Source organism: Actinomadura sp. NPDC049753 (assembly GCF_040674655.1).
Taxonomy (GTDB): Bacteria; Actinomycetota; Actinomycetes; order Streptosporangiales; family Streptosporangiaceae; genus Spirillospora; species Spirillospora verrucosospora.
The window spans coordinates 35,924-48,237 of the sequence record NZ_JBFARL010000040.1 but is presented as its reverse complement, the minus strand read 5'-3'; the positions used below and the strand labels follow the sequence as shown (position 1 = coordinate 48,237).

Sequence of the window (12,314 nt, the reverse complement as noted above, 5' to 3'; positions counted from 1 at the left end):
GGCCAACCCCAGCACACGCCGCCGCCGCAGGCCGCCGGGGGCCGCCTCCTCGATCCTCGGCAGCGGCGGCGGCGGCGTCACGGGCCCGGCCGAGACCCGGTTCGCCTCGGCCTCCCTGGCCGCCAGGTCCCGTCGCAGGGCGGGGGAGAGGAGCGCCGAAAGGTCGGCGGGGGTCAGCGCCGCGAGGACGTCCGTGAGCGCAGGCCGCTGGGCCGGTTCCTTGTCCAGGCAGGCGGCCACGGTGCTCCGCAGCGACGCGGGAAGCCCGTCCAGACGGGGCTCGCCGTACATGATCTCGTAGAGCAGCGCGCCCGGGTCGCCCTCGCCGAACGGCCGGGCCCCCGTGGCCGCGTAGACCAGCACGCCCCCCAGCGCGAACACGTCCGCCCCGGGCCCCGCGTCCTTGGCCCCGGCGACCTGCTCGGGCGCCAGGTACGCCAGCGTGCCGATCATGCCGCCGGTACGGGTGATCTGCGTGGCGTCGACGACCTTGGCGATCCCGAAGTCGATGATCCTGGGCCCGTCCTCGGCCAGCAGGATGTTGCCGGGCTTGAGATCGCGGTGCACCAGCCCCGCCCCGTGGACGGCCTGCAGCGCCTCGGCGAGCCCCGCGCCCAGAGCGCGAACAGCGGATTCGGGCAGCGCCCCGCCGTCCTCGACGGCCTCCTTCAGCGTGGGCGCGGGCACGAAGGCGGCGGCGAACCACGGCTGCGGCGCGTCGGCGTCGGCGTCCAGCACGGGCGCCGTGTACAGCCCGCTGACCTTGCCCGCCGCGGCGATCTCACGCCGGAACCGCTCCCGGAACCCCGGATCCTCGGCAGAGTCCGGCCGAATGAGCTTGAGAGCCGCCAGCCGCCCGCCCGGCGACCGGGCGAGGTAGACGACCCCCATCCCACCCGCCCCGAGCCGCGCGAGGATCCGATAACCGCCGACCCCAACGGGATCCCCCGGCTGGAGTGGCCCCATCCCGCCCCCACCTCGACAGAACAAATCTGTCTGTAAGACTATCGGATCCGCTTAACCCGAGAGCGTGTCCGCAAACTCGCTACGGACAACGGCTGGATCGACTTCGAGTTGTGTGTGGGCATCGAGTTCATCGCAGTACACGTCATCGGTGCATCACCCACGATGCTCAAGGGATCTGGGGCAGTGCCCTGGAAGCACAACTAACGCTGAGCGGCGAGACGGACTGAGCACTCGTGACGCGTGTGTGGCTGACGCTGACCAACCTCCGGTCGGCTGCTGCATGGGGCGAGACGCCCAGCGCTTGGTGGTCCTGACGGCAGCGCGCCCCATTGGCAGCCGGTTGGGCTGATGCCAGCAAACGCGTCACGACGCACAGCCCGGCCCTCGGGGCGGCCCGCTCCGGCGCTCGAACTGAACAAGGCGCGGGCGGACGTCGACCGTCCTGATCTGTACTCGGTCGGGCTGGCGGGATTTGAACCCACGACCCCTGGCACCCAAAGCCAGTGCGCTACCAAACTGCGCTACAGCCCGCACACCACCGCCGAACGCGATGACGCGAGAAGTGTAGTCCCGATCGGCCCCCGCCCGCTCCGCCCCCGGCACGTCCACCCCGAAGACCCTGTACGCTACGGGATGGCGATCGAGGCCCACCCGGCCCCTGAGATCGCCTTGCGGGCGTAGCTCAATGGTAGAGCCCCAGTCTTCCAAACTGGCTACGCGGGTTCGATTCCCGTCGCCCGCTCCCACTGAGAAGGCCCAGGTAGGAACCCTGTTTCCCCACCTGGGCCTTACTGTTTGCCATGATCGCTAAGGTTTCCGTGCCCGTTGCGTGCCCGATCGTTTCAGCGTGCCCTCGTCGCTCTTGTCACTGGCCCGAGCGACCTTGAACGCCTCACCCAGCGCCGCCGCAATCACCCTGTCCCGATCCTGGCTGGCGTGCTGGTAAATCAGTGCCGCCCGCGATGTCATCCTGGTTCGACTGCGAACCTTCGTGATCAGGGGCCTGGCCGTCATTGGCGGAGATCAGCACGGTGGTGGATCTTGCGTCCTCAACTCGGCCCTTCGCTCCCGAGCGTGTCTCCAGCCGCCAGGTAGCTGGGCCTTCGGTGCGTCCGGGCCTGCTCTGCTGGGTCCGCGAGTGGATATCGGCGGTGCCGATCATGGCGTTCGTGTCGAGCGGTGTCTTCGCCCACGTGGTGAAGACGAGGGTGACCGTGCCGGCTGGGCGCGGCGGTCCCATTCGGCACGGTTCGGTTGGTCAGACCTCCCCCGCTGACGACGGGCCGGTGTGGCCGCCGTAGGTGGCGATCTTGTATTCGGTCGCGGCCAGCGACAGGGTCAGCTCCTTGAGCTGGCGGCGGATCGTGTCGCGGTGTTCGAGCAGCAGGTCAAGGCGCTCGGGGACGGTGTCGTCGCCCTCGTCGGCCAGTCGCATGTAGTGCTGAAGGTCGCGCATGGCCATCCCGGACAGGCGCATGCGGGTCAGGAACACCAGTCTCCGCACCGCCTGCGCGTCGTAGCTGCGGTGGCCGTTGGCGTCGCGCGCCACCTCGACCAGCCCGATCCGCTCGTAGTAGCGCAGCGTGTGCGGCGACATGTCGAGCAGGTCGGCGACCTCCGTGATGGTCATGGGGTCGGTGGCGGCGCCGACGTCGACGAGGCGGTGGATCACCTCGACCGACATCGGGCCGTCGACCTCGTCGAGGGCGGCGAGCGCCCTCGACATCAGATCGTCCGTGGCCATGGTGACACTCTAGATCGGCCGGGCGGATGCGGTGGCGCCGGGGAAGTCGGCGGCACGCGCGGTGGGGGCCCAGCGTTCGAGCTCCTCCAGGTTCTGCCGGTAGGACCTTCCGATGCGCTCGACCGCCTCACGCCCGAGCGGAAGGCGCAACGGCAGCTCGTCACCGGCGACCAGGTCCACGATGATCTCCGCGGCCCGTACCGGATCGCCCTCCTGAAGCCCGTCGGCGCTCGCCATGTCGTTGCGGACGGCCCCCAGCAGCCCGGTGTAGGCGGCGCTGGCGTCGGCGACCCCGAGCACGTCGGGCGCGTTGAACGAGGTGCGGAACCGGCTCGGCTCGACGATCATCACCCGGACCCCGAACGGCGCGACCTCGCCGGCCAGCGCCTCCGACCAGCCTTCGAGCGCGAACTTGCCGGCCGAGTACGCGCCGACACCGGGGAAGGAGATGCGCCCGCCCTGGCTGCTCATCTGCACGATCGTGCCCGACCCCTGCTCGCGGAAGTACGGCAGGACGGCCCGCACGAGCGCCGCCGGACCCAGCAGGTGCAGTTCCAAAGACGCGCGAAGCTCCTCCTCGCCGACCTCCTCGGCCGCGCCGACGACTCCGCGGCCGGCGTTGTTCACCAGCACGTCCACCCGACCGAACCGGTCGACCGCCGCCCGTACGACGTCACCGGCGCGCCCTGTGTCACGCACGTCGAGCTCGGCGACCAGCACCTGGTCGCGGTGGGCGTCCGCGAGGTCGGCCACCGAACCGGGCCGCCGCACGGCCAGCACCACGTTGTCGCCCCGCCCGATCACGCACTCGGCGATGGCACGGCCGAAGCCCGCCGACGCGCCGGTGATGATCCATGTCCGCTGAGTCCCTGCTTGAGATGTCATGCCGGTGACGCTAGGAGTTCGAGCGCGCTCGAACGCAAGCGCGGCGTCCGCGTCGCCTGGTTCCGAACCCAACGGCCGGATACGCCCACCACGAGCCAAAGCCGGCCTCGGTTCGCTGGGGACCCTTCAGTTCGCCGCGAACCCTGAAGGTATCGGTGGCGGAGTTCTGCGAACCGTCGGGATGTTCGCTCGGCAGCGGTGCATCGTGCGAGGTCGGAGCCGCGCTGACGCGAGGGCTGCGGTCGGTGACCGTAGTCATCCCGTTGGGGCAACCGGAGGGGGGCAGAATGCGTCTGAGTGTGGAGACCGCGGCTTGCGCCATGAGGCAAGATCCGCCACGACGGTTGGAGCCACGATGACCGCACCCGAGAAGCGCATTCCTGGGCAGACCAACGCCGAGTATGAACGACGCCAGAATCCCAACGCGAACTTCATCGGAGCGCAGTCGCTGCAGGGCGGCGGAGACCCTTCCTTTTCGATCAGGGCCTCTCAGGCTTTTCTCGCTTGGCTCGACCGTCGCAGGGGCCGCAAGTCGAGTTAGGTGCGGCGCGGCCCGTGGCGGCACGGTGGCTGGCCCCCGAAAGCGGCCGGTTTGCCGAGAGCGGGCGCAGTTCGGGGACGGGGGCCGCCGCCCACGCCTCACACCTTGACCGCGCGGGCGGCGGACCGTGCCAACGGCGCTTCGCCGCTGCTCGTGCTGTACTTCGCGGACGAGGCGCGAGATGGACGACGTGGTCGGACGGCTCGGGGCGGCCGGGCACGAACCGGTGCCGGTGGAGAACCCCTATTGGACCGAGAACGGCGCTCTGACCTTCGCAGGCCCGGACGGCTGGCGCGTCGTTCTGGTGCCCAAGCCCGTCTTCTGACGGCTGGACGTGCCCGCGATTCGCGCATCGACAGCGCCGTGCCGGCCGCCACCGTCGAACGCGGCGTCCGCACGGGGTGTGCGGACGCCGCGGTGGTCAGTGAGTGGCCAGGAGGGTACGGGCCTTTGTTGCCGCGGTGGTGATCGCTTTGGGGAGGTTCTCGGGGTGGCGGCCGCCTGCGTTCGCTAGTGGGCCCTTGCCTCCCGCGCCGCCGCCGACCTCGCGGGCCGCGCCGGTCAGCAGGTCGCGGGCCTGGACTCCGGTGGACGCGCCGGCCGCCGCGACGAGCACCGCCTTGCCGTCCGACTCGGTGCCGAGGACGACGAGGCCGCGCTGGTCGCGGCGGGTGAGGACGCCGGTCGCGATCGTGCGCAGGTCCGCGCCGGTCAGGCCGGGGACGGTGTGCGCCACCAGCCAGCCGCCGGGCACGGGCTCGGCGAGGGACGCCAGGCGGTCGGTGTGCCGGTCGAGTTCGGCGCGGTGCATCTCCTCCAGGCGGCGCCGGGTCTCCACGAGTGTTTCCAGGCGTTGCCGGAGGCGGTCCGGGGCCTGGTCGGGACGGACGTTCAGCAGCGCCGCGAGCTCCTTCAGCAGCAGCGCGGTGCGGTCGTGGTGGCGGAGGGCGTCGGCGCCGGTGAGGGCCTCGATCCGGCGCAGGCCGGTGCCGATGGAGGACTCGCCGACGATGTGGACGGGGCCCGCCTGCGATCCGTGGCCGACGTGGGTGCCGCCGCAGAGTTCGCGGGAGGCGTCCCCGATGTCCACGATGCGGACGTCGTCGCCGTACCGCTCGCCGAACAGTGCGATCGCGCCCGCGCGCTCCGCCTCCGCCCGGGTCGCCTCCCAGACGCGCACCTCGGGGTCGTCGAGGAGGTAGTCGTTGACGAGGGTCTGGACGCGGTCCGTGTCGACGGAGGAGAAGTGCGCGAAGTCGAAGCGGAGGCGTCCGGGCTCCACGCGGGAGCCCTGCTGCGCCGCGTGGTCGCCGAGGGTGCGGCGCAGCATCGCGTGCAGGACGTGGGTCGCGCTGTGCGAGCGGGCGGTTGCCGCGCGGCGTTCCGCGTCCACGATCGCCTCGGCGTCGTCGCCGGGACGGACCTCGCCGTCCACGATGCGGACGGTGTGGACGTGGAGGCCATCGAGTCCCGGGCGGGTGTCGACGACCTCCAGGGTCGCGCCGGACGTGCGGATCGTGCCCGTGTCGCCGACCTGGCCGCCCGACTCCGCGTAGAACGGGCTGCGGGTCAGGATCACCTCCAGTTCGTCGCCCGTGGTGGCGGTGGGTACCTCGCCGTCCGGGCCGAGCAGGGCGCCGATCTGTGTTTCCGCTGTTTCGGATGAGTGGCCGACGAAGTCGGTGAGGCCGTGCGCCGCGGCGACGCGGCGGTAGAGGTCCTGCCGCGCGACCGCGCCGCCCTTGCGGCCCTGGCCGGCGCGGTGCGCCTGGCGGCGCTGCTCGTCGAGGAGCTCGGCGAACGCGTCCTCGTCGACCGTGAGGCCGGCCGAGCGTGCCGCGTCGACCGTCAGGTCGATGGGGAAGCCGTAGGTGTCGTGCAGTTCGAACGCCGTCCGCCCGGAGATGGAGGTGGTGGCGCGGCCGATCGCCGCGTCGAGGAGCTGGGAGCCCTGGCGCAGCGTCCGCTCGAACGCCTCCTCTTCGGCCCTGACGACCTGCTCGATGAGCGCGGAGCGCCGGGAGAGCTCCGGCCAGGCGTCGCCGAGGTTGCCGACGACGCTGGAGGTCAGCGCGGGCAGGGTGGGGCCGTCGATGCCGAGCCTGCGCGCGTGCCGGATCGCGCGGCGCATCAGGCGGCGCAGGACGTAGCCGCGGCCGTCGCGGGAGGGCATGACGCCGTCCGCGATGAGGAACGCGACCGAGCGGGAGTGTTCCGCGACGACGCGGAAGGACGTCGAGTCGTCGCCGCCGTCGCGGCCCGGGTAGGCGCGGCCCGCCATTTCCTGGACGAGCCGGAACGTCGGCGCAAGCAGATCCGTCTCGCACACGGTGTCCACGTCCTGCAGCACCGCCGCGAGCCGGTCGAGACCGAGCCCCGTGTCGATGTTCCGTGCAGGGAGCTGGCCGAGAATCGGGTATTCGTCTTTGCCGGAGCCCTCCCCACGGAGGTTCTGCATGAAGACGAGGTTCCAGAGCTCCTGGTACCGCTCGCCGTCCACCGCGGGTCCGCCTTCACGGCCGAAGGACGGCCCCCTGTCGTAGTGGAGTTCGGAGGACGGGCCGCAGGGGCCGGGGATGCCCATCGACCAGTAGTTGTCCTCCATGCCGAGCCGCTGGATCCGCTCAGAGGGGACACCCACGCGCCGCCAGAGCCGGACGGCTTCGTCGTCGTCGAGGTACACGGTGACCCAGAGGCGTTGCGGGTCGAGGTTGTAGTGGCGGGTGAGCAGTTCCCACGCCCAGGCGATCGCCTCTGCCTTGAAGTAGTCGCCGAAGGAGAAGTTGCCGAGCATCTCGAAGAACGTCGCGTGCCGCGTGGTGCGGCCCACGTTCTCGATGTCGGACGTGCGCGCGCACTTCTGCACGGACACGGCGCGCGGGTGCTCGGGCGTGGTCTCGCCGAGGAAGTACGGCTTGAACTGGTTCATGCCCGCGTTCGCCAGCAGCAGCGTGGGATCGGACGGGATCAGCGGGCTGGACGGCACGACGCGGTGGTCGCGCTCCTGGAAGAAGCCCAGGAAGGTCGAACGGATGTCAGTCGAGCGCATGGGACGGCCTCACGAGGTCGATGGGATGACGGCGCACACCGCCGAGCCGGGCCGGGCACGTCTGCACGTTCCCCAGCTCGGCGCGGCTAGCTCGCCGTCCCACCTCGTGAATGACCATCGCCGTCCACGTTACCGCCGGGCGTCCTCCGCCTGCACGTCCATTTGGCGGGCGTCGTACTCGGCGCGGGCGGCGTCGATCTGGCCGAGGTGGTCCTCGGCCCAGGCGACGAAGGTGCCGGCCGCGTCCATCAGCGTCGCGCCCAGCGGTGTGAGCGAGTACTCCACGCGGGGCGGGACCACGGGGTAGACGGTCCGGGTGACGATGCCGTCGCGCTCCAGGCCGCGCAGCGTGACGGTGAGCATCCGCTGGCTGATGCCGTCGATCTCGCGCCGCAGCTCGGTGAACCGCTTGGTCCGCTCGCCGAGCACCGCGATGACCTGCAGCGACCACTTGTCGCCGATGCGGTCGAGGATCTCGCGGGCGCGGCATCCGACGGCGGTGTGCTCCATTGGTTCCCTCCAGGTGACCGGGGCAGAAAAAAGTGCCTTCTTGTGCCGGGTATCGGGTTGTCCGCACCATGGAAGCGGTTCCCGAAAGGAACTGTCTTACCTTCCATAACCGTAGGAGACACCATGACGGCCCAGCTTGTCGAGATCCCCGGCTACGTCGCCGGGACCTGGACCATCGACCCCCTCCACTCCGGGGTCGGCTTCACCGTCCGGCACCTGATGGTCAGCCGGGTCCGCGGCCGTTTCGGGACGTTCGAGGGGACGATCGTGACCGGCGCCGACCCCCTCGACTCGTCGGTGACCGCGACGATCGACCTGGCGTCGGTCGACACCGGGAACGCGCAGCGCGACGAGCACGTCAGGTCGGCCGACTTCCTGGACGTCGAGAAGCATCCCGCCATGACCTACCGCTCGACCGGCGTGCGCCGCGACGGCGAGGACTTCGTGCTGGACGGCGAGCTGTCGCTGCGCGGCATCACCCGGCAGGTCCCGCTCCGGCTGGAGGTCGGCGGCTTCGGTCCCGACCCGTTCCGGCAGGACGACCCGTTCAAGGGCGCCCGCGCCGGGTTCACCGCGACGGGTGAGATCAGCCGGCTGGAGTTCGGCGTGGGCGCGGCGACGACCGTGGCGGGCGGCGGGCTCGCGCTGAGCGACAAGATCCAGATCGTGCTGGAGATCGAGGCGGTCCTCCAGGACGGCTGACCCGGCGCCGCGCAGCGTCAGCCCCGGAGCAGGGAGGGCAGCGCGTCCAGCGTCGTGATGCGCGCGACGTCCAGGGGGGCGGGGGCCGGGCCGCCGGAGCGGTCGAGCCACACGCCGGTGAGGCCCGCGGCGGCGGCGCCCCGCGCGTCGATGACGAGCCGGTCCCCGACGTAGGCGGCCGCGTGCGGTTCGGCGCCGAGGGCCGCGCAGGCCGTCAGGAAGATCCCGGCGGCGGGCTTGGCGGCGCCCGCCTCGCTGGAGGCGACGACGACGGGGAGCCGGGCGGCGAACCCGATCCGCTCGACCTTCAGGCGCTGCTGCGCGGCGTCCCCATTGGTGATCACCCCGAGCCGCAGGCCGTGCGCCGCGAGGGCGTCGAGCGCCGGTCCGGCGTCCGGGAACGGGCGCCAGGCCGCCTGGTAGCGGGCCACGTACCCGGTGAGCCACGCGTCGGCGCGGGCGTCGTCCCAGTCGCCGAGGCCGAGCTCCCGGGCGAGGGTGACGATCCGGAGGCGGCGCTGCTCGGCGAAGCTCAGCTCGCCCGCCAGGTACCGGTCGACCGCCTGCTCGGTCAGCTCCGCCCAGCGCGGGGCGAGGCGCGCCGGGTCCTCGTCCGGGAACATCCCGACGACGGCCCGGCGCGCGGCGTCCTCGTGGTCGAGGAGCGTCCCGTCCAGGTCGAACAGCACCGCCGTGATCATGAGAGGCGGGCGGTGGGAGAGGCGTTGCTCCGGTCGTGCAAGAAGGCTCCTCGTGTCGTGCGTCCGGTCGTTCCCATGATGGACGCCCGAACGCCGCGGCGGAGGGACGCCGCTGGGGTCGGGCCCGGAAAAGGGGCGGGCCCCTGACCGGCGTCCGGTTGGTCAGGGGCCCGAAGTCTCGGCTGTCTGAGGGGCTGGGAGTACCCCTTCTGCGAACAGCTCAGCCGAGACCGCTCTTGATCGCGGTGATCAGCTCACCGCCCGTCGTGTCGCCGCTGAGTTCCCAGAAGAAGGCGCCGCCGAGACCCTGGTCGCCGGCGAAGCCCATCTTCCCGCGGATGGTGGACGGGGTGTCGTAGCTCCACCACTCGCTGCCGCACTTGCCGTAGGCGGTTCCGGCGACCGTGCTCGTCGCGGGGCACCGGCCCTTGATGACCTTGTAGTCCTCGATGCCGGCCTCGTAGGTGCCGGGCGCGGCGCCCGTCGCGGTGCCGCCCGGCTCGGACTGGGTGACGCCCGTCCAGCCGCGGCCGTAGAAGCCGATCCCGAGCAGCATCTTGCTCGCCGGCACGCCCTTGGCCTTGAGCTTGGAGATGGTGTCGGTGGTGTTGAAGCCCGCGTGCGGGATGCCCGGGTAGGACGTGAGGGGCGAGTGCGGCGCCGTCGGCCCCTTGGCGTCCCACGCGCCGAAGTAGTCGTAGGTCATGGGGTTGTACCAGTCGACGTACTGGGCGGCGCCTCCGTAGTCGGTGACGTCCATCTTGCCGCCGTCGCTCGCGTCCGCGGTGATCGCGGCGGTCACGAGGTTGCCGGACCCGAACTTGGCGCGCACCGCCGCCATCAGCTTCCTGAAGGCGTCCGGCCCGCTGGTGTCGCAGGTCAGCCCGCAGGCGTTCGGGTACTCCCAGTCGATGTCGATGCCGTCGAACACGTCGGCCCAGCGCGGGTCCTCGACCAGGTTGTAGCAGGACTCGGCGAACGCGGCCGGGTTCTGGGCGGCCTGGCCGAAGCCGCCGGACCAGGTCCAGCCGCCGAACGACCACAGCACCTTCAGGTCCGGGTGCAGCTTCTTCAGCTTGCGCAGCTGGTTGAAGTTGCCGCGCAGCGGCTGGTCCCAGTTGTCGGCGACGCCGTCGACGCTCTGGTCGGCGGTGTAGGCCTTGTCGTAGTCGGCGTAGGAGTCGCCGATCGCGCACCGGCCGCCCGTCACGTTGCCGAACGCGTAGTTGATGTGCGTCAGCTTGGCGGCCGAGCCGCTCGTCTCGATGTTCTTGACGTGGTAGTTGCGCTGGTAGACGCCCCAGTTGGTGAAGTAGCCGACGACCTTGTTCCCGCCGGGGTTGCCGCCGCCGCCCTCGTCGGTGGTGACCGACACCGGCGCCGACGCGGGGGAGGTGTTCCCGGCGGCGTCCTTGGCCTTGACGGTGAAGGTGTAGGCGGTCTTGGCCGAGAGCCCGCCGACGGTCGTGCTGGTGCCGGTCACCGACGCGGCCTTGGCGGAGCCGTTGTAGACGTCGTAGCCGGTGACGCCGACGTTGTCGGTCGACGCGGTCCACGCCAGCGACACGCTGGTGGCGGTCTTGCCGGTGGAGCGGAGGCCGGAGGGGGCCGAGGGGGCCTGGGTGTCCTTCTCGGGGGGCACGGAGCCGTCGCAGGTCGCACCGTTGATCGTGCAGCCGGTGAACCAGCCGGAGCCGGTGCCGCCGAACCCGAAGCTCGTGGTCGCGCCCGCGGCGATGGTGCCGTTCCAGCCGGTGTTGGCGAACGTGTAGTGGTTCCCGGAGACGGTCTTGGTCGCGTTCCAGACGTTGCCGACGGACGTCCCGGACGGCAGGTCCGCCTCCAGCTTCCAGCTGCTGATCGCCGCGCCGGTGCCGTTGGTGATGGTGCAGTTGCCGTCGAAGCCGGTGCCCCAGTCGGAGGTCTTCTTGCAGGTGGCGGTGACCGCCTCCGCCGACGACGCCGGGGGCGCCGTGAGCAGGGCCGTGGCCGCCGCAAGTGTCGCTGCGCCGGCGAGCGCGATGGCCCGCCGTCCGCCCGGTCGTGACATGGTTCTCCGTTCGGTTCGGCCCCCGAAGCAAACAGGAATCCCCGCCAACTCTTAGGAAAGTTTCCTAAGAATTGGCCCGATCGTAACCGCGCCGAACGGCCCCGACAAGGGCTCCCGGGAGACCCGCGGACGCCGGAACGAGTGGTCTAAGCGACTGCCTGGACTCATACGGTCACCGGGCGCGCAGAAAAATCAGGACGCGCCGAACCACCCCGGCATGTCGAGCCGCCACAGGTCCGCGGGCGTCATCCGGCGGAGATCGTCCTCCAGGGCCCGCATGCGGTCGGCGCCGAGCGCCCGGACCCAGTCGCCCCGGATCCGCTCGAAGATCCGCTCGGACCGGACGAGGGAGTCGACCCCCCGTGCGGTCAGCCGGACGATCTTGCGGCGCGCGTCCCGCGGGTCGGCGCCGCGCTCCAGGTAGCCCGCCCGCTCCAGCGACTCCACCATCTTGCCCGCGGCCTGCTTGGACACCCCGAGCCGGCGGCCGAGCTCCACCGCCGTCGTGCCGTCCGGGCCGATGGCCTGGAAGACGAAGCCGTGCATCGGGCGCAGGTCCGGATGCCCCTGCCGGGCCAGCTCGGCGTGCAGCTCGTCGATGATCACGCGGAACGCCAGGAAGAGCCGCAGCGGCAGCTCGAATCCGGGCGCGTCGCGCGGTCCGCCGTCACTTGACATGAAAGACAACCTCGTTGACTATATGGACAACCACATTGTCTAAGTTAGGGGACGGGGAGCCATGACGCTCATCCGCAACGCCGAGAGCCGCCGGACCGAGACGCCGAACGGCGTGATGACCACGGCCGCCACGCCGACCCAGGGCGGCACCGAGGGGATCGCGGTCTGGCGCGTGAAGGGGACACCGGGCAAGACCGGTCCGCTGCACGCGTTCGACACCGAGCAGGTGTGGACGTTCCTCGACGGCGACGCCACCGTCGACCTGGACGGCCGCAAGCTGGAGGCGGGCGCCGGCGACACCGTCGTCCTGCCCGCCGACGCGCCCCGCCAGATCACGGCCGGGGACACCGGCTTCACCGCCGTCGTCGCCGCCCACGCGGGCTGCCTCGCCTACGACCCCGAAGCCCTCGTGGACGAGACCCGGTGCGCCATCGCGCCCCAGGGGGACGAGCGGATCGTCCCGCCCTGGGCCGCGTGACCGGAGGCTC

At 71.3% G+C, this 12,314-nt stretch carries 11 protein-coding genes and 2 tRNA genes; 4 read left to right on the top strand and 9 right to left on the bottom strand.

Annotation, left to right across the window (positions count from 1 at the left end; all coding sequences use genetic code 11):
• Both AB0K37_RS13795 and AB0K37_RS13790 read right to left on the bottom strand, forming a co-directional pair.
• Window positions 1–966, bottom strand: a 966-nt coding sequence (locus tag AB0K37_RS13795; RefSeq protein ID WP_363979652.1) for a serine/threonine-protein kinase, incomplete at its 3' end; no start/stop codon positions are given.
• Between the two features lie 457 nt (window positions 967–1,423).
• Window positions 1,424–1,497: transfer RNA gene (locus AB0K37_RS13790), tRNA-Pro, on the bottom strand.
• Between the two features lie 140 nt (window positions 1,498–1,637).
• Here AB0K37_RS13790 and AB0K37_RS13785 point away from each other — a divergent pair.
• Window positions 1,638–1,708, top strand: a tRNA-Gly gene (locus AB0K37_RS13785).
• Window positions 1,709–2,224: 516 nt separating this feature from the next.
• On the opposite strand, the gene AB0K37_RS13780 is transcribed toward AB0K37_RS13785, so the two are convergent.
• Together AB0K37_RS13780 and AB0K37_RS13775 are read right to left on the bottom strand one after the other, a co-directional pair.
• Window positions 2,225–2,710, bottom strand: a complete 486-nt coding sequence (locus AB0K37_RS13780) for a MerR family transcriptional regulator (RefSeq protein WP_363979649.1) — start codon at window positions 2,708–2,710, stop codon at window positions 2,225–2,227.
• A 9-nt stretch (window positions 2,711–2,719) separates the two neighbouring features.
• The gene (locus tag AB0K37_RS13775; RefSeq protein WP_363979646.1) at window positions 2,720–3,595 is read right to left on the bottom strand and encodes an SDR family NAD(P)-dependent oxidoreductase; all 876 of its coding nucleotides are present in this window, start codon (window positions 3,593–3,595) and stop codon (window positions 2,720–2,722) included.
• A gap of 722 nt (window positions 3,596–4,317) precedes the next feature.
• Between AB0K37_RS13775 and AB0K37_RS13770 the strand changes: the two genes are divergently transcribed.
• Entirely contained in the window at window positions 4,318–4,461 is a 144-nt protein-coding gene (locus AB0K37_RS13770) for a hypothetical protein (RefSeq protein WP_363979643.1), read from the top strand.
• Between the two features lie 96 nt (window positions 4,462–4,557).
• Here AB0K37_RS13770 and alaS read toward each other — a convergent pair whose 3' ends face one another.
• Both alaS and AB0K37_RS13760 read right to left on the bottom strand, forming a co-directional pair.
• The gene (gene alaS / locus AB0K37_RS13765) at window positions 4,558–7,185 is read right to left on the bottom strand and encodes an alanine--tRNA ligase (protein WP_363979640.1); all 2,628 of its coding nucleotides are present in this window, start codon (window positions 7,183–7,185) and stop codon (window positions 4,558–4,560) included.
• A 129-nt stretch (window positions 7,186–7,314) separates the two neighbouring features.
• Entirely contained in the window at window positions 7,315–7,695 is a 381-nt protein-coding gene (locus AB0K37_RS13760; protein ID WP_363979637.1) for a helix-turn-helix domain-containing protein, read from the bottom strand.
• 123 nt (window positions 7,696–7,818) lie between these two features.
• Here AB0K37_RS13760 and AB0K37_RS13755 point away from each other — a divergent pair, with 123 nt between their 5' ends.
• Window positions 7,819–8,397, top strand: a complete 579-nt coding sequence (locus AB0K37_RS13755; protein ID WP_363979634.1) for a YceI family protein — start codon at window positions 7,819–7,821, stop codon at window positions 8,395–8,397.
• A 17-nt stretch (window positions 8,398–8,414) separates the two neighbouring features.
• Here AB0K37_RS13755 and AB0K37_RS13750 read toward each other — a convergent pair whose 3' ends face one another.
• The 3 genes from AB0K37_RS13750 to AB0K37_RS13740 form a co-directional block, all read right to left on the bottom strand.
• A complete protein-coding gene (locus AB0K37_RS13750; RefSeq protein WP_363979631.1) occupies window positions 8,415–9,086 on the bottom strand; it encodes an HAD family hydrolase in 672 nt (223 codons plus the stop codon).
• Between the two features lie 232 nt (window positions 9,087–9,318).
• Window positions 9,319–11,148, bottom strand: coding sequence for a glycosyl hydrolase family 18 protein (locus tag AB0K37_RS13745; protein WP_363979628.1), 1,830 nt, complete (start codon window positions 11,146–11,148; stop codon window positions 9,319–9,321).
• A 192-nt stretch (window positions 11,149–11,340) separates the two neighbouring features.
• A complete protein-coding gene (locus AB0K37_RS13740; RefSeq protein WP_363979625.1) occupies window positions 11,341–11,826 on the bottom strand; it encodes a MarR family winged helix-turn-helix transcriptional regulator in 486 nt (161 codons plus the stop codon).
• A 61-nt stretch (window positions 11,827–11,887) separates the two neighbouring features.
• Here AB0K37_RS13740 and AB0K37_RS13735 point away from each other — a divergent pair, with 61 nt between their 5' ends.
• Window positions 11,888–12,304 carry a cupin domain-containing protein gene (locus tag AB0K37_RS13735; RefSeq protein ID WP_353832488.1) on the top strand — a complete coding sequence of 139 codons (417 nt, stop codon included), beginning with the start codon at window positions 11,888–11,890 and terminating at the stop codon, window positions 12,302–12,304.
• Window positions 12,305–12,314: the final 10 nt, after the last annotated feature.

Excerpts from the sequence above, each read along its gene's own strand:
- AB0K37_RS13780 (WP_363979649.1), bottom strand. The coding sequence starts at position 2,710 with ATGGCCACGGACGATCTGATGTCGAGGGCGCTCGCCGCCCTCGACGAG.
- AB0K37_RS13775 (WP_363979646.1), bottom strand. The coding sequence starts at position 3,595 with ATGACATCTCAAGCAGGGACTCAGCGGACATGGATCATCACCGGCGCG.
- AB0K37_RS13770 (WP_363979643.1), top strand. The coding sequence starts at position 4,318 with ATGGACGACGTGGTCGGACGGCTCGGGGCGGCCGGGCACGAACCGGTG.
- alaS (WP_363979640.1), bottom strand. The coding sequence starts at position 7,185 with ATGCGCTCGACTGACATCCGTTCGACCTTCCTGGGCTTCTTCCAGGAG.
- AB0K37_RS13760 (WP_363979637.1), bottom strand. The coding sequence starts at position 7,695 with ATGGAGCACACCGCCGTCGGATGCCGCGCCCGCGAGATCCTCGACCGC.
- AB0K37_RS13755 (WP_363979634.1), top strand. The coding sequence starts at position 7,819 with ATGACGGCCCAGCTTGTCGAGATCCCCGGCTACGTCGCCGGGACCTGG.
- AB0K37_RS13745 (WP_363979628.1), bottom strand. The coding sequence starts at position 11,148 with ATGTCACGACCGGGCGGACGGCGGGCCATCGCGCTCGCCGGCGCAGCG.
- AB0K37_RS13740 (WP_363979625.1), bottom strand. The coding sequence starts at position 11,826 with ATGTCAAGTGACGGCGGACCGCGCGACGCGCCCGGATTCGAGCTGCCG.
- AB0K37_RS13735 (WP_353832488.1), top strand. The coding sequence starts at position 11,888 with ATGACGCTCATCCGCAACGCCGAGAGCCGCCGGACCGAGACGCCGAAC.